Source organism: Roseivirga ehrenbergii (genome assembly GCF_001593005.1).
Lineage (GTDB): Bacteria > Bacteroidota > Bacteroidia > Cytophagales > Cyclobacteriaceae > Roseivirga > Roseivirga ehrenbergii.
Genome location: NZ_LQZQ01000049.1, coordinates 322,433 through 348,089, shown reverse-complemented (window position 1 = coordinate 348,089; position 25,657 = coordinate 322,433). Strand labels below are relative to the sequence as shown.

The window sequence follows — 25,657 nt, the reverse complement described above, 5'->3', positions numbered from 1 at the left end:
ATCCAGAACTGACCAGGTTTCCAGATTCATTCAACTCGCAAGTAAGAGAAAAGTTCTGAATAATCATTAACCGACAATCCCTGCTCACCGCTCTTAAAAAATCAATCTTACCGTTTAATTCCTTTGCTTATCTTGATTTCCAAAATCAATCCAAATACTTAACTATGAAACGACTCCTATCTTTATCAGGACTGTTAATCATCTTATTCTCTACCCAAGTTATGGGGCAAATCAAGTCAGAAACCTACGCTGACTTAGACCTCAGACATATCGGTCCGGCCAATATGAGCGGAAGAGTAGTAGATTTAGCCGTACAAGAAAGTGACCCTTATATTTTCTACGTGGCCACCGCTACAGGCGGAATGTGGAAAACCACAAATAATGGCGTCACCTTTACTCCAGTTTTTGAAAATGAAACTACCCACTCAATTGGAGCCATTGCACTGAACCAAAGCAATCCAAACATTATATGGGTTGGAACTGGTGAACGTGCCAACCGTCAAAGTTCTTCATGGGGAGATGGTGTTTACAAATCTACTGACGCAGGTAAAACCTGGACCAATGTAGGCTTAAAGGATTCTCATCATATTGGCAGAATTGCATTGCACCCTACCAACCCAGATATTGCCTATGTAGCAGCAATGGGACATTTATGGGGGCCAAATAACGAAAGAGGTCTTTACAAAACCACTGATGGTGGTAAAAGCTGGGAGCGTATTATTTATGTAAATGACGATACAGGAGTTGTAGATGTGGCAATGGATCCAAGCAACCCTAATATTTTAATCGCAGCCACTTACCAAAGAAGAAGAAGACCTTATGGTTTTGATGGTGGTGGACCAGGAAGTGGATTACACAAATCTACCGATGGTGGTAAAACATGGAAAAAACTAACAAATGGCTTACCTGAAGGTGAATATGGCCGTATTGGTATTTCCATTTATGGAAAAAATTCGAATATCATTTATGCTTCTGTAGAGCAAGGTTTCCAATACAATGCTTCTACAGCTTACAACGAGCGTAGAGCTGGTTTATACCGCTCTGACGACAAAGGTGAAACCTGGAAATTTATGAGTGATTGGAATCCAAGACCAATGTATGCCAGTCAGCCTTATGTAGACCCAAATGACGACAAGCGTATTTATATGCAAAATCAATTCAGTTATTCTACGGATAGCGGAAAAACGTTTACTGCTCCTCGTCAGTCATTGCATGGTGATGATAGAATTGTTTGGGTAAACCCTAACGATTCCCGTCATGTAATCAAAGGTGATGATGGTGGAATTGGTATTTCTTACGACCAAACCAAAACTTGGCTATTTGTTACCAATTTACCAGTGAGTCAGTTTTACAGAATTGCAGTTGATAATGCAGAACCGTATAATATTTATGGCGGATTGCAAGACAATGGTAGCTGGGTAGGCCCTAACGCTACTTATAAAAGTGATGGAATTCTTAATTCAGACTGGAGAAGAACAGGTGGTGGAGATGGTTTCTTAAGTTTACCTCACCACACCCAAGAAGGCGTGATGTATGGTGAATCTCAGTATTTAGGCCTTTTCAAATTAGATTTAAACACTGGTCAAAGAAAATCAATCAGACCGGGCGATCCGAAAGGCGCTATTGGAGCAAGAAGAAACTGGGATTTCTGGGGACCAGGTTTACCTGAGCCAGATTTGGAGAATGCCATGGCTCCAGCCAACTGGGACGGACCATTCTTTCTTTCATACCATAACCCAAACACGATTTATGCTGGGACCAACGTACTTTGGAAAAGCACAGATGGCGGAAATTCTTGGGAATCTTTGGGTGATTTAACCACCAAGGTAAACCGTAGAGATTTAGAAATCATGGGGAGAAGAGCTACAGAAAACACAGCTTCATTAGATGATGGAATTCCGTACTACCCTACCCTTACTGCAGTGGCCGAAGATCGCTTTACGCAAGGCTTGCTTTATGCAGGTACAGATGACGGATTGCTTCAAGTGTCGAGTGACGATGGCCAAACATGGACGGATGTTACTTCAAAACTGAGTGGTTTGCCAAAAGAAACTTGGATCAATACTATCGAGGTTTCTAGCCACAATGCAGGAACGGCCTATGTCGCCATTAACAACTATAGAAATAACGATTTCAAAAACTATGTATACAAAACTGTTGACGGTGGTAAAAACTGGACTTCAATTACAGGAAATCTACCAGCAGATCGTGTAGCGAGAACTTTAAGAGAGGATCCTAAAAACCCAAGCTTACTTTATTTGGGAACTGAATTAGGCCTTTTCATTAGTAACAATGGTGGTAAAAACTGGATTGAGCTGAAGAACAATATGCCAACTTTACCTTTCAATGATTTAGTTATTCACCCAAGAGACAATGATTTGGTTTTGGCTACGCACGGGCGTGGCGTTTGGATTTTAGATAACCTTAACTCAATTCAAGAACTCACTACTTCTGTAGCCAACCAAGATGCTGCCCTTTTCAGCATTGATAAAGGTGTAATGATTAATTATACAAGCGAAGGTGCTCATGTGGGTGATATGTTCTTTAGAGGTGAGAACCCAGTTCGAGGAGCAATCATTGACTACTACTTAAAAACTCCAGTAAAGGAGAGCGAAATTTCATTGACGATTCACGATACGCATGGCAATTTGATCAAAACTTTGGATCCTGACACTGTTGCAGGTATTCAGCGCGAAGTATGGGACATGAATTATGAAAGCTTTGCCCCTGCTTCTACCGCAAATACAGGCGGAGGAGGCCGTAGAGGATTCGGCTTAAATGGACCAAAAGTAATTCCTGGTAATTATGTGGCTAAGCTAACCGTAAAAGGAAAATCCTACACTCAAACTTTTGTAGTGGAAGATGACCCAAGGTTGAATATCGATATTGCTGATAGAAAAGCGTGGACAGCCAAGTTGATGGAAATTGGTGAGTTTTCTTTGAAAGCGACAGAAGCCATGGGCGAACTTGCTGGATTGCAAAGACACCTAAGTCAGTTAGACAGAAAAAAGGTGAAGTATGATGAAGCAGCTGCTAAAGAAATCAGAAATGTAGCCGGCTTATATACTGAATTGATGAGCCGTGTGAGAGGCGTTTACTTTGGCGCTTCGGGCTGGATTGGCCAGATCACTGGCGATCAGCAAGCACAATTCGATTACCTGCAGGAAATGCTTATTAAGTTAGAACCGAAGAAAAAAGCAGTATTGAATGATACTGTTAAAAAGCTCAATAAGAGTTTAAGTAAGGAAAATAGATATACAGGTCAATAATTTTATTGCATATGAAAATCAAAGCTTTAATAGCGTTCTTGGCCATTACCACATCGGTAATGGCGCAGGATCGAAAAATTGATGTAGAATCCAAAGTGGTTACCAACCATGAGGTGACCATTAAAGGAAAACGTGTACCCTACTCGGCCACTGTGGGTACCCAGCCCGTTTGGGATAATAACGGTGACCCAATTGCGACCTTATTTTACACTTATTACGAAAGAACAGATGTAAAAGACAAAGACAGTCGTCCGTTGGTAATTTCATTCAATGGTGGCCCTGGCTCTGCCTCGGTATGGATGCACTTGGCTTATACGGGGCCGCGTATTCTTAAAATTGATGATGAAGGTTACCCTATTCAGCCTTACGGAGTTAAGGACAATCCTAATTCCATTTTAGATGTAGCGGATATCGTTTTTGTAAACCCTGTGAACACGGGCTACTCCAGAATCACAGACCCGAAAGCCAATAGATCGACTTTCTTCGGTGTAAGACAAGATATAGCCTATTTATCTGAATGGGTAAACACTTTTGTAACACGTGCCAACCGCTGGAGTTCACCCAAGTATTTGATTGGGGAAAGTTACGGAACTACTCGTGTTGGCGGAATGGCCTATGAACTACAAAACAATCAATGGATGTACCTAAATGGTGTTATTTTGGTTTCTCCAACCGATATGGGAATCGACCGAAGTGGCCCAGTAGAAGCTGCCAATCGCTTGCCTTACTTTGCCGCTACCGCTTGGTACCATAAGCAACTTCCTTCTGATTTACAGAGCAAGGATTTGCTGGAAGTATTGGATGAAGTTGAAAGCTATGCCATAAACAAGTTTATTCCTGTATTGGCCAAGGGGGCTTGGGCTACGGAATCAGAAAAGAACGATGCCATTAAAATGTTTGCTCGTTATTCTGGTTTAGATGAAGAAATCATAAGACAGCATAATCTTGATGTTCCTTATAACTTCTTTTGGAAGGACTTACTCCGTCATGAAGGACATACCGTTGGTCGTTTGGATTCGCGCTACAAAGGAATTGATAGAATGGACGCAGGTATGGGGCCCGATTTCAATGCTGAACTTACATCTTGGTTGCATTCATTTACACCTGCCATTAACCAATATTTCATGAATGAGTTGGGTTACAAAACTGACATCAAATACAACATGTTCGGGCCTGTTAACCCTTGGGATCGCTCAGGTGATAATTCTGCAGAAAGCTTACGCAAGGCAATGGCTATGAATCCTTACTTAAAAGTAATGACACAAAGTGGCTACTACGATGGCGCTACAACTTACTTTAATGCCAAATACAACATGTGGCAGACCGACCCAAGTGGTAAACTAAAAGACAGAATGAGCTTTAAAGGTTACCGCAGTGGTCATATGATGTATTTGAGGGCTGAAGATTTAGCTCAATCGAACGAAGACATTAGAGAGTTTATTAAGAATTCAATACCACCAGCAGGTACTCCTGCAAAATATTAATAGTGCTTTAACTAAAAATATAAAACAGGCCAATCTAAAAATGGCCTGTTTTTTTATACCCGTAAGTACCGGTTTTCTAAACTTCTATCTTGTGACAAACCACAGCTAAGAATAGCCTTCACCTCTTAAAAACTATTGAAATTTAATAACCTAGCCCAAACATCTCTAAGATTAATAATCTCACTATATTCAAAATTATATTAATATAGTATTAATAGTGACCCAAAACACATGCAACACCATAAGATAAACCTCTCTTATGCAAATAAGATGAAGGTCATTGCACTAGTGATTATCTCAATTGCACTACTGGTTATCCTAGGCTGGTACATTGAGAATCCTACGCTATTAAAAGTAGTTGACTTTGGGCCGACCATGAAGTTCAATACAGCATTATCATTCGTATTGTGTGGATTAATAATTCTATCTCTCTCATCGCCTACTACCAATAGAAAGGCCCTTTTGCCATACTCACTGGTCATTTTGATTATTAGTGGAATAACACTTGTTGAATACATTTTTAACGACTTAGATATTATCGACAACCTGATTATTCAAGATCAATTATCGATAAAATCTCCTGGAAGGATGTCAATTGCCACCTGCATAAACTTTATTCTTTTCAGCATTTCCAGTTGGTTAATCACTTCAACCAAGTCAAGAACCAAAAAGCTAGGTACCTCATTAATTGTTTTCACTCTTTTTCTCGCTCTTCTTTCGATCATCTCATTTTTACTATATATCCCAATTACAAACAGGTTCTATTTTATAGACACCATGGCGATTCACACATCTATTCTATTTTTATTGTTAGGGATTGCCTGCTCGCTAAAAAATCCAAACACTGGTTTTATTGCGTTTAGAAATAGTGACAAAATTGGTGATAAGATGATCAAAATGATTCTGCCATTTGTCCTTACCGTACCTGTGGTATTAAGCCTCATTTTTTCATTGCTGAACAATGAGCGTATTATCAGCATTGACCTTGGTTTAGCTGTATTCTCTGTAATCTTGATTTTTATTGGCTCTGTACTGATTACTGTTTATGGTAAGAACCTTAACCGTATTGAAGAACAGAAACGGCTTTTACAAAAATCTTTCGATGAAGTGAATAAAGAGTTACTAGATTATAAATATGCCATTGACCAAGTAATGTCTGTGACAATTGCATCTCCTACACAAAAAATTCTTTATGTAAACGACATGTTCTGTGAAACCTCTGGTTATTCTAGAACTGAAATTCTTGAAGAGGGCTACCGATTGGTTCAAACAGATCATCATCCGCCTGAATTTTATGAAGGTATGGGAAAGACTGCTTCCAAGGGGCAAGTTTGGAAGGGTGAGTTATTGAACAAATCCAAATCAGGTAAAACACGATGGTCTCACTTAACCATTGTTCCTTTTAGAAATTCAGAAGGTGAAATTTACCAACACCTTACTTTTGAGAAAGACATAACTTTAGAAAAGAAAGCTGAAGAACTTAATCGACAGTATGTCAATGAATTGAAAAACAGAAACAAAGAGCTACAGGAATTTTCTTACATCGCATCGCACGATTTGCAAGAACCATTAAGAACAATTACGAACTACTCAGGCCTATTCTCTAAAATGTATAAAAGCACTTTAGATAAGCAGGGAGTTGAGATTCTTCAGTTTATTGAATCTGCTGCCACACGAATGCAGGCACTTATTCATGATATTCTTGATTACAGTAGAATTGGGAAAGAAAAGACAAAAACCGAATTAAATACTAAAACCATAGTAACGCATGTAATTGAGGATTTATCGACCTTAATTAATGAAGCAAATGCTCAGATAAAAGTTGGAAATCTTCCAACAGTATATGGTGCTGAAACTGAAATAAGAATTGTCTTTCAAAACTTAATCAATAATGCTATTAAATTTAAAAAGATAGATGAAACTCCTTATATTCAAATTGGGTATCAAGAAGAAGAACTTAACCATAAGTTCTTTGTTACTGATAACGGAATAGGCATCGCCCCCCATTACAAAGACAAAATTTTTCAAATTTTTCAAAGACTACATAAGCAGTCAGAATATACAGGAACAGGTATTGGATTGGCCCATTGTAAAAAGATAATTGAAAGACATAAAGGGGAAATATGGTTTGAGCCTAATGACCAGCAGGGTACTACATTTTATTTCACTATTAAGAAAAAGCAGGTATGAAAAAGAAATTAAGGGCTATACTACTAATTGATGACAACCCTGCTGATAATTTGTATCATAGAATGGTAATCGAAGCAGAGAATGTTACTGATTCGATAATTATTGTAGAAGACGGAATTGAGGCGCTAGAGTATCTTACCAACTGCTCTAAAGAAAATCAACCTGATTTGATTTTTCTTGATATCAATATGCCCAGAATGAACGGTTGGGAATTTTTGGATGAATACGAAAAGCTAGAGCCACAACATAAAGGTCACTGTATTATGATGATGCTGAGCACTTCAGATGCTGTAGAAGACAAACTAAAAGCTACTAAGTATAAATACATTAGAGGTTATAGTTCTAAACCATTAACAGCTAAAATGCTACGAGAAGTTATCGAGGATAACTTTGCGGATTATCTGTAATTATTGACCTCTTTTTAATTCCAATGCACTATGATACCTGCCGGCACATCTACTAAAAATCTAAAACAGGCTCCGTTTTCAGGCATAACTTGCGCTAATTGCCAAAGTGAGAACAATATCATATCTGTATCTGCTTCATACCTTCACATAATTTGGATCCCCCTCTTTCCATACAGAAAAACAATGGGTATTGTGTGTTCTAACTGTAAACACGTAGTAAGAATTTATGAAACTTCAGAGGAAGTAAGAGAAATGGCAAAGCAGCTTAAAGCTACAGTTAAACCGCCTTGGTATCTGTTTTTAGGTTCAATTATACTCACTCTAATAATCGGACTCCTTGTTGTTCAGAGTACATCAAGGAAAAATAAATATAGTGCATACCTAGAAAACCCTCAGGTGAATGATATTTATGCCTTACGTAATGCTTACGAGACTCCTGAAAATAAATATGAATTATGGAAGGTGATAAATGTAAAAGAAGACTCAATAGACATGTCGGTTTCGATTTTCAAATACCGGTATATTCCTAACCAACTAAAACCAGAAGATCTATTTTTTGACAATTACATTACATATCATAAAAACACTATGCTTGAGTTTCTGAAAAATGGCACAATTGCAAAAGTATCACGAGGAATGACCATAGTTAAAGGTAACAGTACAGAGTCCATCCCTGATTCTACCAATATAGATGGCGATTATTCTAAATAATCTTTAATCAATTATTGACCACCCCATTCATAAAATCGACTTTGGGATTGATTGGGTTGCCCGCCATTCGCCTGAGCGTAACCACCTGACCAATGTGCCACAGAGCATCTTCCAATGGACCATTCAGTCCATTCCAAAAAGGCATTTTTTGCCCACTCCCATTTACAGATTGAGACACCAAGTTGTAACGTTCAAAATCTTCATCGTTACTCATTTTTAATAAGGCGCTACTGGTTTGGATAAAGGAAAGCACTTTAGCTCTCTTCTCTTCGAAACTAAGCTCATTATTTTCAATTGGAAAAGTAGTGGGCTGCTCCATTACCGCATTGGTAAACATTAACACCAAGGTGTAAATATGGTCAATTGTTTCACCAATTGTTCTGGACTCCTCTCCTGCTCCAAACTCTAAATTTTCCTCAGTAAGCCCTTGTGTAGCCCAATAAAACCGAAAACCCAATCCATCGGACATACGTCCCATTAATGTACCTGAAGTATAAACCTTTGCGGCAGGAGGTATTTCTCTAAAGGGAAGAATATCTTGGGCATTCGCTAAGCCTGCAAACGATATTAGAAAAAGGATGAAGAAAATACTTTTACGATTGGCCATGATTCAAAATTATTCAATAATACGGCTAAGATAAGAAGAATGAATAACCATTACTTTTCCTCAAAGGATAAGTAAATATTCAACCCAACTTTTTACCTTTCATTAGTCATATGCAAGTCATCCAAACCCAACAGTTATCAATACCGCAAAAAGAAAGTATAATGGCCTTATGGAATGCTGAATATCCGGCCTCATTAAGCTACACTACCATAGCTGAATTTGACGAGTTCCTTAACAAAATAGAGCAACTGAAGCATTACATTCTTTGCGACCTTTATCAAGAGATCATAGGTTGGCTTTGTGTTTTTATTCGGAATGAAGAGACATGGTTTTCAGTTATTTTGGATAGTGATTTTCAAAAACAAGGGTTAGGAAAACAGCTCCTCAACTTAGCCAAACACGACTTTAAAACACTTAATGGTTGGGTTATAGACAATAACACCAGTAAAAAATTAGATGGATCATTGTACCCCACCCCACTGCTCTTCTATCTAAAAAATGACTTTAATGTACTCAGTGAGGTTCGCTTAGAAACCGAAAAAATTTCAGCAGTAAAGATTCGATGGGAACGTATACCGTAGATTAGAAAAAATAAAGTCTAGGCTTACCTTTCGGGGCGCCTAGACTTTCAAACTAAAGTGTTGAGTTTTTTATCTTACTTTTTTAAAAGCTCGCCTAAAATATCTTCGACCTTATAATATTGAAAAGTGCGATTATCCGACATAGCAACAAAGATTCCATGTTTAAAGGTATCGTTAAAGGCTACATTGCTAATTTCAGATCCATCACTTTCGTTTGTTGAAACCTTGATGGTTTTCAATAGCTCATGCTGATGTGGGTTGTCGGCAGTTCCTTCTCTCGAAAAGATTTGAAACTGATTAGCCTGCTGATCTGACACCAGAATAAATCCTTTACCATTACCAGCGTCAAAAATGGAAATACCTTCGTTATCATCTAAAAAAGTCGATTTTCCGAACAAGGCCAATTCCTTATTTCCCATTTCAGGATCTGCGTAATACTTCTTCACCCCTACGTTTTCATCTGAATAGTACACAAAACCTAATTCGTTATCTACGGCAATAGCTTCGATTTCTTTAACACCACTAAAATACCCGAATTTTCTCACCAAAGTTGCTTTTACCGTACCTTCAGCAGTTCCTTCTAATAAATATTGCCATAAATAAGTGCCATCTACAGGGCCCGTTTTTCTACCCATAATCGCAAAAATTGCTCCATCCGATGGTCTTTTGTAAAGCGCTACCCCCATTAAATCACGGAATTCAGCACCTTCTTCACCTTCAAAAACTGGAATTCCTCCATTATCAATAGGTTTCATTTCTGGTAACGCAAATACACGCATATTATGGGTAAATCTTTCACCAGTTACAGCTATATCAACCGTGTCGTTACCTATAACCAAACCATATTCGATATCGACATTATTAGGTCTTTTTAAACCTCTTACAGTTCTTTCTTCAATCACCTTTCCGTTTAAATCGAAGGCATATAATGCGCCATCAACATCCTTATCCGTACCAATAATCATACTTTGAGCAGGATCATTTGGGTTAACCCAAATAGCAGGGTCATCGGTATCGTGAAGTGTCGCTTCTGTGGTTACAACTGGCTTGATAATATCTGTATCTAAAGCCGTTTTCTCTTTTGCACCTCCGCAAGCCACCATAGTCAGGCTAACTGCAAGCGCAATATTTAGGGTTATTTTCTTCATAAATAAAGTTTGAAAAGGAGTAGTCATTTTGTACTAGTCGAAAAATCAGCAAACCCTGACCTCGATGCATCGAGATCAGGGTCACAGGTTTATCTCAAATACTTTTACTTAATTATTAAACAAATCGAATTTTACACCAGCGTTAAACCTAACATTGTAATATTCAGCTTGCATGGTTCTAGAGCTAATGCCTTGGTAATAGCGCAATGGCTGATTAGTTAAGTTCTTTACTTCAAAGAAGAATCTCCAATTATTACTGAAGGCATAAGAACCATTTACATCTACAAATGTCTGCTTGTCGTAGTATCTGTCATCGAAACTCTCGCCACCAAGTTCATCAATATAGTCGCTGGCATAGTTTAGAGAAGCTCTTAACACCATTTTCTCAGTTTCGTAAGAAAGAGACGCATTGAACATGTTATTGGCAGTACCCGGAAGTTCTAAATCATCGGCTTCCCTACCTTGAATACCAGTAGTATTAGAGCCAGTGTAAGTATAGTTCAAATACAGCCCTAGACCTTTCCATATTTGTCTTTGGAAAGAAACTTCAAGACCATAAATTTCTGCTGTACCTCCATTTTTTGAAGTAGTAAACTGCAAATCATTTCCATATACGGGATCGTTGTAACCCTCTACCCTTTGAGGATAAATGAAGTTATCGAGGTTTTTGTAAAACACCCCACCTGAAACAATTCCAATATTATCGAAATAGTTTTCGTACATCAGGTCAAAGTTCATTGAAGTAGTAGCTTTCAATTCTGGGTTACCTTTTTCTAGTTCCTCGTCTTCGGCACTGAACTGCACATAAGGAACAAGATCATAATAGTTTGGTCTAGCAATGGTATTGGTAAAGGCAAATCTTAGGATTGAAAAATCAGAAAAATTGTAATTGAAGTGAACGCCAGGCATAAGGTTGGTGTAGCTCTGAGAATCCTCTACTTCACCAAGTCCTTCTTCCTCATCAATATCATATACATACCCCTTATAGTCGATGCTGGTAGACTCTAGCCTTAAACCAAAAATGGCAGAAAACTCATTTGTAAACTGAATATCCGACATGGCATAAGCCGCATAAATGTTCTCAGTAGCACTGTAATTACCCGCTAAATACTCTTCCAAAATATCTTCAGAATCGAATTGACCAGAATTTAGATTTAGGCCACCCAAAAATTTTGGCGTTGCGAATACACCTGCTGTAAACTGACTTCCTGGCAAGAAACCAGAGTCAGAATAATCATTGTTTGGTATATCGCCAATTGTTGCACCAAAAGCATTTTCATCTGTTGGTTCGTAAGCAAAGAAATTATTATCTCTTTCCTTTTTCTTGATTCTGGCTCTACCTCCAAATTTTAAAATTCCATTTTCAGATATTGGAAGGGCAAAGTCTAACTTACCATTTATGTCTCTATCGAAAGTGTATCCGTTCTGTTCTGAAAGCTCATTAAAGCCAATCCCTGCATTATCAGCTGGGTTTGCTAATATGGCAAGTGGAAATTCTGGATTGCTTAAATCTACATTTACACTTTGATTTTTAGACCTGTAACTTAAGTATCTTTCGTTTGGTCTTTCTTCAGAAGCTTTTGCATAGGTAGCAGACCAAGTCATTTTCAGTCTGTCAAGTTGGTGCTCTCCTTTCAAGGATAGGTTTCTATTTCTTTGGTCTTCAAGTCTACGGTTATCTACCCTATCGTTTCCAATTCCACCTTTGGTTTGGAACTCTACTCGGGCAGCAGAAACATTATATTTATTATTACCAAGGCTAGTAAAATCACCATCATTGAACGCATCTTCCAATTCACTTACACGCATTCTAAAACGGTTTTCCCAGTCATCTCTCCAATTGTAGGTTCCTGAAAGGAAAATCTTGTTATTCTTATTGATTTGGTAATCCAAAGCAAGGTTGGCACTTCTTCTAACCCTTTGTACTCTGTATTCTCTAATGTCGAATTCATCAATATATGCATTACCATCATCTCCGGTTACCCAAACCGCTTCAATATCATCTGATCCAAAGTTGTGATTATTATAAGAAGCTGAAAAAACCGCTCCTAATTTCCCATTTGCAAAACGATCTGCTGCAATCAACGAGCCTGTCCAAATGGCTTTATCAGAAAGAAAATTGTAGCCTGAAGCTAAAGTTCCTGAAAGTCTTTGTCCGGTAGGTTCAGAACGAGTAACTAAATTTACAGAGCCTCCAATGGCATCAGCATCCATATTTGGTAACACTGCTTTGTTTACCTGAATGGTTTGAATCATATCTGAAGGAATTAAATCTAACTGAACGTTTCGGTTATCACCTTCGGCAGAGGGAATTCTTTCACCATTAAGTGTTACCGAGTTCAACTGTGGTGCAAGGCCTCTAATAATAATGTTCCTAGCTTCACCTTGGTCATTTTGAATAGTTATACCTGGGATTCTCTTTAATGCATCACCAATATTAGCATCAGGAAATCGACCTACTTGATCGGCAGAGACTACATTAGTGATGTTGGCATTTGTACGCTGCTGATTCAATGCTTTGGCCTGACCTTTTAATCTATCGCCTACTACCATTACTTCTCCGGTTTGAGTGTAACCTGGCTCCATAGTAATATTACCCAAAGTAGTTTGGCCAGCCACCACGGTAATCGATTGTTCTACTTTTTTATAACCTACATAAGAAACCGTTATGTTATGATCTCCCGCAGGTATTTCAATTATAGTATAGTTACCGTTAACATCTGTAACGCTTCCTTTATTTATAGTTGGAATAAAAACTGTGGCTCCAGGTAACCCTAAGCCAATTTCGTCAGTCACTTTACCACTAATGATTCCGTTTTGCGCAATGGCAACACTGGAAAACAAAAATGCTAATAGTAATGTGTGTAAAAGTTTTTTCATAGATAGATTAGGTTAAAAATTTGCTGTGCCAAATCTGATCAATGAAGAAAAACTAGTCGTTTCGTAAAGGTTAAGAAAAAGGCAAGAGCCGCCCTTCTAATGTTAAGAATATAAGAGCAGTGTACGGTGGAAAGCACAAATAAAACCCGAAACGGGCTCAATATTAAGTTTGTATAAGGCCTTATTTAATGGAAAATTATGCCAACATTAACACTTTGTTAGTAGATTAATTTTCAGGCTTTTCAGTGACAGTACCTCATTCCTGCCGAAGCGCTTCGACAGGATTAATTTTACTAGCCTTTATTCCTGGATAAATCAATGCCAATGCGGCAAGTGAGGCCATCAAAATTACAGTAATGACTATGTGTTCTACACCAAGTGATATTCTGTATTGATAACCCGCTAGCCATTCGTCTGAAAGATAAAATGATAAGGGTACGGAAACCAAAATGGATGCAAGGCAAACCCAAGCAATTGGCTTTCCTATTTGTGCTAAAATTTGTTTCATGCCAGCTCCAATCGCCTTTCTTATGCCTATTTCTTTACGCTTCTGATCAGCATAAAAATAAGTCAAGCCAAAAATGCCCATGGCTGAAACAAAGACCAAAAGTAAAGTAGCCCATTGATAGAATGCTCCTTTCTGATAATCCTGTCGGTAAGCATTGTCTATGGAGTTTTCTAATAAGTTATAAGTTAGTAGATAGCCAGGAAAAAACTCATCCCATTTAGCCTCAAGCTCATTAGTTAGACGATCGTCATTCGATTCGGTTCTTAAAGTGAGGTTAAAGTAACCACCAAGTTCATTGGTCAAAAGCACCATAGGCTCTATCACTTGATGCATGGTTGCAAAATGGTAGTCGGCTACCACTCCGCCAATGGTATACTCCATCGTGGTATCGCGCATGGAATACATCATTTTTTGTCCCAACACTTCATCATTGGATGAAAAACCTAGTGCCTTAACAGCCTTTTCGTTTAGTAATAGTTTTCTTCCCTTTTCATCAACATTCTGCCCTACCAAAACGAGTATTTGATTGGTTTCTACAAAATCTGCATCTATGAGATTTACATTGAGCAAATGATTCTCAACTGCTGTATCCTTTCTAATTGAGAAGTTGGCCTTACTTTGCCACCCAAAAACTGGAGCGGTTGAAAGACTCGTTTTCTTCACTCCTGCAATTCCTTCAAAAGCTGTTTTAATTGTTCTTGCCTGATCGTAACCAGAAACTTGGTTTAGTGAAATCGTCATCAGGTCATCTTGCTCATAACCCAAATCCAATGTTTCCATATAGGTCAGTTGATTCGATATTACGATAGCACTGAAAATAAAGAAACCAGCCAAAGTAAACTGAAGGCCAATAAGAAACGTACGAATGTTGCTTTGCCCCTTGGTTTTATAATTTGAAACAACAGAATAACTGTTCCAACGACTCATTAACAATGAAGCAGCCACGGTAATCATCCAGAAAATCGAAAATAGCCCCGCCATCAACCACCAAAGATTATCAGCCGAGAACCAACCATTGGCCAAGGTTAGGTTTGTGTATTGCTCTAACTCACTTAAAGCCAGCGAAATCATTATCCCACTCAATGCAAAGGCAGGTAAAAGCACAATCATCGATTCAAATGCCTGCTGCTTAATTTTCGAAGCCCAAGTAATTCCCAATACTTGCTTGATAGAAAGCTCTTTTGACCTTTGAATAACCAAGGCCGTTTGCATATTAAAGAAATTAATAAGCGTTGAAATGATGATAAATACAGCCAAAATTGCCATAATCCAAAGTGTATTCTTGTCATGCTTTTCGCCTATATCAAACTCCAACCCTCGATGGTAATGCATACCAGAATAGACTTCGGCCTCATGTACTACAATATCAAGCAGGTCTCCTATGTTTTCCTTATAGAATTCATTTAGTTTTTCATTCAACTCTTCAGTACCAATACTTCCGTCTGTCACCAGAAAAGTATTCAGCCCAGGCACAATAGAACCATAATTCCTATTGCTAAAAGGTTCAATAATCGTAAAATTGGCCAAGATGTTAGGTCGGAATGATACATTAGTAGGATAATCTTTAAAAATCCCCACAACTGTCAGACCCTTTGTTCCATAATTCCCTTGGGAAGAAATTACTTTATTGATTGGATCTGTTCCACCAAATAACCTTTCGCGGGTGCTCTCATTGATCAAAATGTCGCTTTGTTCTTTAGGATATTGCCCAGCAACCAACTCGGTAGTAAAAGAAGTATAATATCCACTGTCCACAAAAGCGGTATTTTCATTGCTGAAAATCTTATCGCCTAAAGTCAATGTTAAGGTCTGATAGCGCAGTCTCACACGGTCTGTGATTTCAGGAATTACCTCTGACAGATTATCCCCACTCATTATAGAAGTCGAAGCAAAATGTCGATTTCCATCTCGCATGTTCAAACCTGTCGATAATCTGTAAATTTCATCCCCTCGCTGATGATAACCATCATAGGAAACATCATGAAGCAAAATTGAAGAAAGCAAAATGGCTCCAGTAAGGCCTACGGCAAAGCCCAAAAAGTTGATTAAACTGGGAATTTTGAATCGAGATACGGAACGAAGGGCAAAACGAAAGTGAGTAGACATCATAGCAATCAGATTTAAAACTAAAGTATTAGGTTTAAATCAGAAAACCAACTATCAAATTAGTTTTAAATGAAGTTTCATCTTGAACACTCTTAGAAGCTATTAAAATAGTCGACAATTTGGCTTGCGCTAATTCGCTTTAATACAATGCGTTTATCCTTATCGAGCAAATAAAGCGTTGGGTATGACTGAATATTATAATCTCGTACAATATTCAAGGCACCATCGACATTCATTAAGTTTACCCAGTTATCTTTGGTTTTAGTCATAAGTACACCTTTCCAAGCGGTTTGATCACCTTCCCTAAAAACGGTGACTACTTTAAAGGAGGGTAATACGGCTTGATCCATTTTAGAAAGCTCTTCCAATACTTTTTCGCACGGAATACAATCGGTTTGCATAAAGGCAAGTATGGTATACTCAGCCGACTGAGCATAAAGTGATTGTTTTGTACCGTTTACATCTGGCAACTCAAAATTGACCGCTAGTTTTCCGCAAAGGTTATTTCTTAAGTTATCTGCACTGGTTTTTAACTTGGTCAGGCTCTCTTCATCCATCCAAACAGCCTTCCCTGCCAAATAGTAATTATCTACCAAATGCAAATAGACTTCATCTTGACAAATCACTTTTGTCTTTGCGTATTTATTTAAAAGCGTGATTAATGTGTATTTAAAATATTCATCGTTAGCACTCGCCTTTTCCAACAAATAATCAGTAGCTGCAATTAGTGAGTCTGGTTGCTGCAAGGTAAGTTGGTCTGTATAGGCCATCAATTTGGGATGAAAGACAGGCGAATACAACAAATCACTTTGCGAAAAATCAATATTATCGAAGTAATGCTTTCTGTATTCGTAAAATTTAAAGGCATTGATTTCATCATCCGATAGACCTTCAGGCGCTTCTTTAGGCACATAATCTATAGATGCACTTATCAGTTTGGCCATGAAACTACCAGAGTATTTTTCTACAAACTCCTTTTGTCTTACTTGCCCTTTTTGGTTCATATCCTTGCGCATAGTGGCTTTTTGCTCATCGTTTAATTGAGCATTGTCCTCTATTTTCTGCAAATCCATTTGCCTTTGGTTATTGTATTTTAGGTACTCATAAAGTTTGGCATTTTCCTCAGATGCAATCACTTCCATCGCGCCAATTACATCATCCTTATTAGTTTTCATTATTACCCTAGGCTCTTTGGCAACGAACTCAAAGTAATTGTTATCGGGGAAAACCAACATGCACAAACCCACATGAAGCGTATCGATTTTAAAGTTCACCAAACCGCCTTCTTGAGAAAGTGACTCCTGCTTGATGTATTGTTTATCGCCTAAATAATACGCCAAACGCATATTTTCACCAGCAGGCAAACCCTCGATGGTAAAAGTATAATCTGCATTGTAAATTTCTTGGGCTGAAGTTTTAGAAGTAATTCCAAATACAAAGACTAGAATAAGGAGTTTTAAAATACGCATGCCGAAAGATAATTGATTTTAGGTTTTGAAGGGAATTGAACTGGAGATAATATGGGTCGCTCCTACGGAGCTTGCTGGTTAATTTATGTTTATAAGTCTACAAACGGGTCGTCCCACTGGGACTTGTTAGCCACCTCGTCCACGAACCCCAGCGGGGTGCACTGATTGTAAAAACTTGTTCCCAAGATTAATCAAGCCCCAACGGGGCGACCATACTGTCACCCTCCCCTTCCCCTTTTGCACAACTGCTGAAATTCACAATATTCACAACGGTTTAGGTCATCGGTTTGGGCGAATGGAACTGATGGATTGTAAATTTCACGCACTAGGTTTTGAAGCTTTTCTTCAAACATAGCAATGGCATCAGCAGGAATAGCTTGGCCATCTCGGAGCCACTGTGTGCCTTCGCTCAACTTACGCATACTCGTAATGCCGACTTTTACAGGGAGGTCAAAATGACCTTTGGTGAGCACCGCATAGAGGTAGCCTTGGAAACCAGATTTGTATTTTGGATCATCGAAGTACTTATCGATATAAGACTGAGGATCTTTATACATCAGCGTTTTGCTTACAAACTCTACCTTACCCGTTTTATAATCTGTAATGCGTAGCTCTTTGGCCTTTTCATCCATTCGGTCTATCGTACCGCTGACCCTGGCTTTGCCAATTCCATCAATAGCGACAAGGGTTTCAAATTCTTCTGCTTCCAAACCAATCACTTTGAAAGGAGCTTCTTGGGCATCTAAATCCAGTACTTTTTGAATCATCTGCTCCATCACCTGTTTGGTAACCAAATCTCTACCCGACAGTTGTTGATTTTCTTGAATGATCTTGTTTCGTTCTAAAGAGTCAATCAGCTGCTTTTCGACCAAGCCCTTGAGCAAACGAATTTGCTCCGCGCCAATTTCTCTGTTTAGCCAAGGTTTGTATAAAAACTCCAATACCTCATGCACTACAATTCCAAGATTTCGTGCATCAATGTCTTCATCCAAATCATCCAATTCTCTAAAACTGGCTACGTTTTTTAGGTAGAACTTTAGCGGACAGGTAATGTAATTGGTAAGCGAGGTGGGCGACAAGAACTTACCCTCCTCTGTGCCCTGCAAAAAGCGACTCAGTAGTTTATTTACTTCTGGCCCTTTTGGAATTGAAATCTCATTCGAATTGATGGCTTTCGGAACAAGCCCTTCATATGATTTCTCTAGAATCGTATAATGTTCAAGCTTCTTGTAGCGCTTTAGCTGCTGTAGAATAAAGCGGCTCCTCTCTCCTGTCGAATCGCCTTGCGTAGTATTATCATAAACAAAATGCACCTCTTCTGCCCGCTGTAACAATCGCTTGAAGTGATAAGCATAAATGGCATCTTGCTCTTCGAAAGTGGGCAACTGAAACACCTTTCTCAAGCCGTAGGGAATGTAAGAATTGGAATTTCTGGCGGTCGGAAGTTTTCCTTCGTTAGCCGAAACCACAATAATATGTTTGAAGTCCAAGGTTCTGGTTTCCAGGAAACCCATCACCTGAACACCTTGCACTGGCTCACCCTCAAAAGGTATTTTAACCGCTCTAAAATGCTCTTGAATAATTTTCTTGATCAACCTTAAGGAAAAGGTCTCTTTCTGCCTTAGGTAGTCGTTCAGCTGATTGAGCGACTTCAGGAAAAAATAGATAAACTCACGATCTGTCAGTCCGCTGTCTTTCTCTTTAAAATCATAGAATGCGACTGTAAGGTAAGTCTTTAAGGCATTCGCAATGTTCTCCCATTCTTTCCCCGCTTTGAGCAAGGCTTGCAACTGACTCGACTTCACTTTGTCCAGCAATTCGTTCAAGCCAATTTTAGTTTTCTTTTCCCGAACAAACCATTCGCTCAATTGCTGATAAATACCTTCGTGAAAAAGCGCGGTGTAGGCGTTGGAAAGAAAAGGTCGAAGGTCATAAGTATGAAAAACCAAACCCTGGTCGGTGGTTTGTGCCTTTCGCATCAATTCCAAATAGCACAGCACAAAATCGAAAACGATGGTTGACTTCATTGGATAGCCCATCGTCACGTTGACCTTATGGTCGTGCAATGGCATGGCGTAAAGGAAGGGCACCAACAGCTTTTCATCGGCCAACACAATAGCAGTTTCTTCTGGTTTCGCGCCTTGATGAATGAGTTCTCCAGCCAACTTTGCGGCCAAATGCGCCTGCGCCATATTTTGAGGCACAGCATGCACATGCACAGTTTTCGGCTCGCTTAAAGAATCAGCATCGAACCAAATGCTGTCAGGCCATTTGATTCTATATTCCCGCATAAAATCACCTGCCTCTTCTTTCTTCTCTAACATAAAGTAGTTATCGGTATCCCAATAGAGTTGGGCACGCTTGGCTTTTACCAAGGCATCAAAAATCACTTCTTCGGACTTTGAAAGGGCATTGAAACCGCAAAAATGATAATAATCGAAAGGATGCTCAAAGTGGTCTTGACTGAGTACCGAAGCTAAATTTCGGTACAGCATCCCACCATAAGCTTTTTCTTCTTTCAGTAATTCACCTTGAAAATCTTCATACACCGCACCAACCTCTTTCCAGATTTTCAAAAACTCAGTGAGCAGTTTCGTCTTATCTTGCTTTTCCGTCAGGGTTCTAAAACGGGCAATGATCTCTCTGAATTCGTCATTATAGCCGAAAACATGGTCAATTTCTTTAATGTTCTGTAAGTCCGAATATATCTGTTTGGCGTTGGCCAAGTAGCGATCTATCTCGTCATAATCTTTCAGAATCACCTTTCCCCATGCATAGAAAGCATCGAATTCTAAATCCTGATCTCGCTTTTGGTAAATTTTAAAAAGGTGAAAAAGCAGCGTGAGTTCGTCCGTAATGGACAAGCCTGTCATACGTTGCACGAAATCTTCAATACTGAAAATTGTAGGCAGCATAAAGTCATGATGACCGTATTTTTGAAGTAAAGCGCGCTTAAAGAAAACGCCTCCACGTTTGGTAGGAAAAACAAAGCAATGGCCTTTCAACTGTTGCAAGTCGCTTTCCTGAATTTGCTCTACTATAAGGTGGTGGAAGGTTTTCATATGTTGATCGACTTCGTACTAAGGTTATTTATAGTAGGTGATTTTTCTTTTGAACACACTATCCTTTATCATAAAAATATATTTATCGCCCCTCTTCTCAGCCAAATAAACGGTAATGGTAGTCCAGTTTCCATTATCATCATACTTATATTTTCTTAAGGTATACATTTGGTCTGAGCCTTTAACGTTTCTAGGGAAAGCAACCACATTGTCATGATCATCATAGGTAAACTCTGGATTCTTTAATCTTTGATCAACTGTATAATCAACCTCTGAAATGACATCTCCAAACTCATTTAATGCCTTAATATAAACTCTGTTGTTGCTGTAATCATAGCGAGCCTCTTCAATACCAATTAACTCTTCGCCCCGATACTTTTTTAATTGTATTGGATGCCCATTCTCGTTATTGTTCAAAGTAATTTGTCTAGTTACAACTGAATCAGAGTCATAATAAACCATTGCGATTAAATGGCCTTCTTTGGAATAGCGATACGAATTAAACTCAGTTGAGAAACCGTCATCTGATTTCGCAGTGCTTTTTCTGTAAGCCTTCTGCCCATTTTCATATCCAAACATGACCTCTAAGTATTTCCCTTCTTTCTTGGAATACCTTTTCTCAACCAACAACTGTTGATTTTCATTATACTCCAACACCCTCGACTGTTTTATGATCCTTGAAATACGATAAAAAGTCCTACTCTCATCTATTAATTTGACTTTACCCTTATTGGGCGTTTCATCAGCAAAACGTAAAACTGAATATATACTTTGTTGAGCTTCAGCATAAAACTGTAAAAGCAAAAATGACAAACATATAATCCACCTCATGTTATCACCTCCTTCACTATTACTGGTTCAACATAGATTAAATGACCGGAGACCTGCTCAAAACCAAGGGCTTTCATGGCGTTCATATAACGTTTCACTTGTTCATGATGGGCTGGGCTTTCCTTTTCCTTTTTATAGTCGATAATCACTGCCTCTTTTCCTTTAATCAGTAGCCGGTCTGGTTTATGGGCTTTGCCTTCGAACCAAATTTCTCTTTCATTGAAAACCTCATAGTCATCAGAAAACCAGACACTGATTTTTGGATCCTCAAAAAGCTTGAGGATTCGATCTTTCACTAGCGCTATTGCATTATGGTCTAATTCTCCAGCTTGTAAAAACTGCCTTAAAACCATTTCTAAATCTTCCTTTACCCGAATGGCAGAAAGTACTTCGTGCACCTGATTTCCTAAACTTATGTTCTGCGCTTCTTCGGTTTCTTGCAGCATAAAAAAGCGTTCTGAATCATTGCGGATGGTCAGTTGATTGAGGAAGGAAACTTGAGGATAAATGCCAATCGCTACGGATGCATCTATTTCTTCTCCGCTCCCGATGTTTTGACCATCAGTACCCAAACTGAACTGCGTGTAAGTAGATTCTTCTTGAGAAAGCAATCCAATTTCAGGAAGTAAATCCAGTAGAAACTCATGGATTCTAGTACTACCAGCCTTCTTTGGCATTGGTGCTGCTAAATAAAGTTTCTCTCTGGGCCGAGTAAAAGCCACATAGGTTTTATTGAGAATATCAAGCGCACTTTCTGTTGCTTCGGTATAATAATCTTCTTGAAAATGAGATTTAAGCAATGTGCTTTTACTGAAATCTAGCGGAATGTACTGAAGCGATTGGTACTGCTCAGGTATATTCTTCGTCCAAAACTGATGTGTGTTAGCATTGGGCAAAATATCCCAATTGGTAAAGGGAATAAACACAATAGGCGATTCCAGTCCCTTAGATTTATGAATCGTCAGAATTCTTATGGCATTGGTTTTCTCACTTGTGGCTACCGTTTGATTATCTCCTTCCTTATCCCACCATTCTAAAAAAGTATTGATGGAATTGGCGCCTCGCTGTGACTGCTCAAGAATAACATCCAAAAGCTGTTGCAAGTACACATCTGCCTTCTTTTCGATGTCGAACATGAGCAATAACTCACTCACCAAGTCAAAAAGTGCATACTGCTTTATTTCGTATTGTCTGTTCAGAAATTCTTGAGGAAAACCTGCTTCTTCCAAAGTCATTCGTTCTCCTTTTCCGCGCAGCATTACAGCTTGCTCTGGAATATCGTTCAACCTGAAGAAAAGACTGATGAGGTTGAGCATGAGCACTTCATCCTTACCCGATTGTAAATAGCGGAGTAATTCCAGCACAAATAAAACCGATTCGCTCTGTTGAAGCTTGAGCGATTCACCATTGATAAAGGGAATTTTCTCGCTTAGAAAAGCAGTGGCAATATCTGAAATTTCCTTGTTACGATTCACCAAAATAAGCATATCGCTCAGTGAAAAGCCCTTTTCTTTGTTCTCTCTAATTTGAATTAGAAGGTCCTTAACAGATTGTGTCTGCCATTTTTCATCTTCTTCATCGGAAGAAGAATAATAACGCATTTGCACGTAGCCGCCTTCTCCTCCTTGAATTTGTTGCTCGTGGTTTTCATAGGCTTGGGTAAACAAAGATGTGTCATGCAGTACTTCGTTTTTACCGAAAGCTTCTGGCAGTTTTCCAAACAAGTTATTATTGAAGTTGACAATACTACTCAAACTTCGCCAGTTGTCATTCAGCACCTGATCGGCTTCTTTAGGATAAAAAGCACCTAGCTCTTCCTTCACTTGTGAAAGTAACAAACGCATATTCCCGCCTCTGAAACGATAAATGGACTGCTTTACATCCCCTACAATCAGCACTTCATTATCTTCTGAAAGGGCGTTGATGATCAAAGGTTTTAGGTTGCTCCACTGAAAATTGGAAGTATCCTGAAACTCATCGATCATAATATGCTTGTAAAAACTACCGAGCTTTTCGAAAATGAAAGGCGCATCGGCTTGCTCCAGAATATCTTTGAGAATGATATTCGTATCCGAAATAAGCATTACGTTGTGCTCATCGCGGTATTCTTTTAAATACTTATTCAACTCTTCTAGTAAACCAAAAGCATACACATTTTTTAGAATAGCTTTCGCGGAGTTATAATCACTTTCGTTGTCTTCAATAAAATCAACAATACCTTGACAAATCTCTCCAAACCTACCCGACACCAATTGATCTATTTCTGCTTTCTTATCTGACTTTTGAGCGTACCAATTGCTATCACCATTTACGGTTTTAATAAAAGTAGAAGTGAGTTTGTAATCCTTATTGGTAAGCTTCACAAATGTATTGGCCACACTTCGTGCTTGGCCGCCACTAAAATCTGCTGCTTGTAACCCATACTGAGAAATTAAATCTAAAGCTTCATTTCCATACTTTTTTAGTTGTACTTCAAAAGACTTAATATCTGACCTAAGTGATTCAATGATCTTTTTCAGTTCATCGAAACTAAGGTTTAGCCCGCTGAAACCATCTTGGAAAGATTCTCTGAAAAGGTTACCGCCAAGCTTTTCAATCTGCTGATCTACGTTCCATGATTTATCGCTTTCAATTTGCTCTTTGGCATATTGAGTAAGCCATTGGCGCACTTCCTTATTGTCGTCCAAGCTTTTGAAAAGCTCATTCATGGCTTCTTGCAAGGCCATGGAGGTATTCATTTCTACTTCATAACTGAGAGGCAAATCCAATTCTCTTGCAAAAGACTTGAGTACCCTAGAAAAGAAGCTGTCGATGGTGGACACTTCAAAACGACCGTAATTATGAATGATGAGGTCATAGGCTTCTTCGGCCCTTTGTTGAATGTTAAGCGGGGTTAATTCTGCAGCAAGCTCGGTGGCTAATATTTTGAACAGCTGCGTTTCCTTGCCCGCTCCCATTTCTTCCAAAGCCTTGAGAATACGGGTTTTCATTTCTTCCGTAGCCTTGTTGGTGAAGGTGATGGCCAAGATATGTTTAAAGTCTTGTGGCCTTTTAATCAGCAACTTGACATATTCCTTTACGAGTGTAAAGGTTTTACCCGAACCTGCGGAAGATTTATAAACCGTTAATGCCAAAATAATAAGTTTTCAGTCCAATGCTGAAATTAAAGAAAGGCATTGATTTGTGAAGGAAGTCTAGCGAAAAACTTTCAGTGTACCTATTACGAGATTTATTGAACGTGAATGCTTTTTGTTTTTTCATAAATGAATTTACACTTGGTCAAAGACAATTTAATAAACTAACAAGGTCAAAACTTCTACAACCGTAACGTCAATTTTTCCACAGAAAGCTACTTATACATGTCAAAAGATGAGCTTATAAAGACATTTCCGCTTATGCATGCTATTTGCAAGGTCACAGAACAAATCAAACCTATATATTATGACACTACTACAAGTTATACTCGCTATCATTTTACCCCCCGTTGCCGTGGCATTCGACAGAGGGATTTCAAGTGCCTTTTGGATTAACCTCATTCTGACGATTTTAGGTATAGTGCCAGGAATTCTTCATGCATTTTACGTTTTATCAAGACCTAAATAAGCAAGGTTGAATACATTAGAAAAATTGGCCCGATTCGGAATAGCTTCAAAGGGCTTTGTATACCTATTGATTGGTGGGTTAACTGCCATGACTGCTTTTGGAATTGGAGGAGTTAAAGCAGGAAGTACCGAAGCTTTTCAATACATTTCAAGTAATGTTATTGGTAAAGTAATATTGAGTCTGACAGCAATAGGCTTGTTCATTTACCTTATTTGGACGAGCACAGTTGCAATTAAAAATCCAGAAGAAATAGACAAAGATGCTCAAGGTTGGTCAACTCGATTTAGCTATCTATCCAGTGGTGTATTCTACGGAATGCTAGGATTTACAGCCGCAAAACTGGTTATTTTTCCATTAAGCGATTCAGGAGACAGTCAATTATTTACGCCCTTATTGAATAGTAAATTCGGTGTGATTTTTCTCTATTTTATGTCCGTTGTTTTTCTAATCAAGACTATATTTCAAATCTACTTAGTTGCATCAGGAATCTACAAGAAAAAAATCAATACATCTGATATTGAAAGTAAGAGGCAAAAAACCGTTTTAATAAAAGCAGGAATCATTGGTTTTGCAGCTAGGGCTCTCGTATTCGCAGTAATCACCTTTCTTACATTAAAAGGAGCTATCTCCGCTAACCCCGATGAAGTAGACGGTACTAACGAAGCTTTCCACTTTTTGGAAGAGACCTTCGGTACCATTATACTTGCTGTAATTGCCTTTGGAATGATTGCTTTCGGGTTTTTTGTATTATTAAAAGCAAAGTACAGAAGAATTACGCTTGATTAATTTCATTCCACTTGA

General features: G+C 38.6%; 16 protein-coding genes. 8 read left to right on the top strand and 8 right to left on the bottom strand.

From position 1 onward, the window contains the following. Window positions 1-164 precede the first annotated feature (164 nt). The 5 genes from MB14_RS15925 (at window position 165) to MB14_RS15900 (ending at window position 8,061) form a co-directional block, all read left to right on the top strand. Window positions 165-3,269, top strand: a complete 3,105-nt coding sequence (locus MB14_RS15925) for a WD40/YVTN/BNR-like repeat-containing protein (protein WP_084376113.1) — start codon at window positions 165-167, stop codon at window positions 3,267-3,269. Between the two features lie 11 nt (window positions 3,270-3,280). Further along, on the top strand, window positions 3,281-4,753 hold the full coding sequence (locus MB14_RS15920; protein WP_062593326.1) for a S10 family peptidase: 1,473 nt from the start codon (window positions 3,281-3,283) through the stop codon (window positions 4,751-4,753). Window positions 4,754-4,984: 231 nt separating this feature from the next. Further along, window positions 4,985-6,943: a sensor histidine kinase gene (locus MB14_RS15910; RefSeq protein ID WP_084376112.1), complete on the top strand. Its 1,959-nt coding sequence runs from the start codon at window positions 4,985-4,987 to the stop codon at window positions 6,941-6,943. Then, complete coding sequence (locus MB14_RS15905) at window positions 6,940-7,350, top strand: response regulator (protein ID WP_062593320.1); 411 nt, start codon at window positions 6,940-6,942, stop codon at window positions 7,348-7,350. The genes MB14_RS15910 and MB14_RS15905 overlap by 4 nt, the downstream gene beginning before the upstream one ends. A gap of 183 nt (window positions 7,351-7,533) precedes the next feature. Then, window positions 7,534-8,061 (top strand): hypothetical protein, encoded by a 528-nt coding sequence (locus tag MB14_RS15900; protein WP_165899454.1) that lies wholly within the window; start codon window positions 7,534-7,536, stop codon window positions 8,059-8,061. Window positions 8,062-8,068: 7 nt separating this feature from the next. Here MB14_RS15900 and MB14_RS15895 read toward each other — a convergent pair whose 3' ends face one another. After that, complete coding sequence (locus tag MB14_RS15895) at window positions 8,069-8,668, bottom strand: DinB family protein (RefSeq protein WP_062593316.1); 600 nt, start codon at window positions 8,666-8,668, stop codon at window positions 8,069-8,071. A gap of 110 nt (window positions 8,669-8,778) precedes the next feature. Here MB14_RS15895 and MB14_RS15890 point away from each other — a divergent pair, with 110 nt between their 5' ends. Beyond that, a complete protein-coding gene (locus tag MB14_RS15890; protein WP_062593314.1) occupies window positions 8,779-9,249 on the top strand; it encodes a GNAT family N-acetyltransferase in 471 nt (156 codons plus the stop codon). A gap of 74 nt (window positions 9,250-9,323) precedes the next feature. Here the strand turns inward: MB14_RS15890 and MB14_RS15885 are convergent, their stop codons facing one another. From MB14_RS15885 to MB14_RS15855, 7 genes are all read right to left on the bottom strand, one after another. After that, the gene (locus MB14_RS15885) at window positions 9,324-10,397 is read right to left on the bottom strand and encodes a phytase (RefSeq protein ID WP_062593465.1); all 1,074 of its coding nucleotides are present in this window, start codon (window positions 10,395-10,397) and stop codon (window positions 9,324-9,326) included. Window positions 10,398-10,505: 108 nt separating this feature from the next. Beyond that, on the bottom strand, window positions 10,506-13,277 hold the full coding sequence (locus MB14_RS15880) for a TonB-dependent receptor (RefSeq protein WP_062593312.1): 2,772 nt from the start codon (window positions 13,275-13,277) through the stop codon (window positions 10,506-10,508). Between the two features lie 256 nt (window positions 13,278-13,533). Continuing rightward, window positions 13,534-15,894 carry an ABC transporter permease gene (locus MB14_RS15875; RefSeq protein WP_084376111.1) on the bottom strand — a complete coding sequence of 787 codons (2,361 nt, stop codon included), beginning with the start codon at window positions 15,892-15,894 and terminating at the stop codon, window positions 13,534-13,536. An 89-nt stretch (window positions 15,895-15,983) separates the two neighbouring features. Then, on the bottom strand, window positions 15,984-17,360 hold the full coding sequence (locus MB14_RS15870; protein WP_062593308.1) for a DUF5106 domain-containing protein: 1,377 nt from the start codon (window positions 17,358-17,360) through the stop codon (window positions 15,984-15,986). Between the two features lie 218 nt (window positions 17,361-17,578). Next, window positions 17,579-20,422, bottom strand: coding sequence for a PD-(D/E)XK nuclease family protein (locus MB14_RS15865; RefSeq protein WP_062593306.1), 2,844 nt, complete (start codon window positions 20,420-20,422; stop codon window positions 17,579-17,581). Window positions 20,423-20,446: 24 nt separating this feature from the next. Then, window positions 20,447-21,253: a hypothetical protein gene (locus MB14_RS15860; protein WP_132643968.1), complete on the bottom strand. Its 807-nt coding sequence runs from the start codon at window positions 21,251-21,253 to the stop codon at window positions 20,447-20,449. Then, complete coding sequence (locus tag MB14_RS15855; protein ID WP_062593302.1) at window positions 21,250-24,387, bottom strand: UvrD-helicase domain-containing protein; 3,138 nt, start codon at window positions 24,385-24,387, stop codon at window positions 21,250-21,252. Before MB14_RS15855 ends, MB14_RS15860 begins: the two co-directional genes overlap by 4 nt. 307 nt (window positions 24,388-24,694) lie before the next feature. On the opposite strand from MB14_RS15855, the gene MB14_RS18860 reads away from it, so the two are divergent. Together MB14_RS18860 and MB14_RS15850 are read left to right on the top strand one after the other, a co-directional pair. Next, complete coding sequence (locus MB14_RS18860; protein ID WP_084376110.1) at window positions 24,695-24,856, top strand: YqaE/Pmp3 family membrane protein; 162 nt, start codon at window positions 24,695-24,697, stop codon at window positions 24,854-24,856. A 6-nt stretch (window positions 24,857-24,862) separates the two neighbouring features. Further along, entirely contained in the window at window positions 24,863-25,642 is a 780-nt protein-coding gene (locus MB14_RS15850) for a DUF1206 domain-containing protein (RefSeq protein WP_062593299.1), read from the top strand. Window positions 25,643-25,657 lie beyond the last annotated feature (15 nt).

What these genes read in the sequence shown, in the direction of transcription:
- MB14_RS15925 (WP_084376113.1), top strand. Translation starts at nt 165, where the DNA reads ATGAAACGACTCCTATCTTTATCAGGACTGTTAATCATCTTATTCTCT.
- MB14_RS15920 (WP_062593326.1), top strand. Translation starts at nt 3,281, where the DNA reads ATGAAAATCAAAGCTTTAATAGCGTTCTTGGCCATTACCACATCGGTA.
- MB14_RS15910 (WP_084376112.1), top strand. Translation starts at nt 4,985, where the DNA reads ATGCAACACCATAAGATAAACCTCTCTTATGCAAATAAGATGAAGGTC.
- MB14_RS15905 (WP_062593320.1), top strand. Translation starts at nt 6,940, where the DNA reads ATGAAAAAGAAATTAAGGGCTATACTACTAATTGATGACAACCCTGCT.
- MB14_RS15900 (WP_165899454.1), top strand. Translation starts at nt 7,534, where the DNA reads ATGGGTATTGTGTGTTCTAACTGTAAACACGTAGTAAGAATTTATGAA.
- MB14_RS15895 (WP_062593316.1), bottom strand. Translation starts at nt 8,668, where the DNA reads ATGGCCAATCGTAAAAGTATTTTCTTCATCCTTTTTCTAATATCGTTT.
- MB14_RS15890 (WP_062593314.1), top strand. Translation starts at nt 8,779, where the DNA reads ATGCAAGTCATCCAAACCCAACAGTTATCAATACCGCAAAAAGAAAGT.
- MB14_RS15885 (WP_062593465.1), bottom strand. Translation starts at nt 10,397, where the DNA reads ATGAAGAAAATAACCCTAAATATTGCGCTTGCAGTTAGCCTGACTATG.
- MB14_RS15880 (WP_062593312.1), bottom strand. Translation starts at nt 13,277, where the DNA reads ATGAAAAAACTTTTACACACATTACTATTAGCATTTTTGTTTTCCAGT.
- MB14_RS15875 (WP_084376111.1), bottom strand. Translation starts at nt 15,894, where the DNA reads ATGATGTCTACTCACTTTCGTTTTGCCCTTCGTTCCGTATCTCGATTC.
- MB14_RS15870 (WP_062593308.1), bottom strand. Translation starts at nt 17,360, where the DNA reads ATGCGTATTTTAAAACTCCTTATTCTAGTCTTTGTATTTGGAATTACT.
- MB14_RS15865 (WP_062593306.1), bottom strand. Translation starts at nt 20,422, where the DNA reads ATGAAAACCTTCCACCACCTTATAGTAGAGCAAATTCAGGAAAGCGAC.
- MB14_RS15860 (WP_132643968.1), bottom strand. Translation starts at nt 21,253, where the DNA reads ATGAGGTGGATTATATGTTTGTCATTTTTGCTTTTACAGTTTTATGCT.
- MB14_RS18860 (WP_084376110.1), top strand. Translation starts at nt 24,695, where the DNA reads ATGACACTACTACAAGTTATACTCGCTATCATTTTACCCCCCGTTGCC.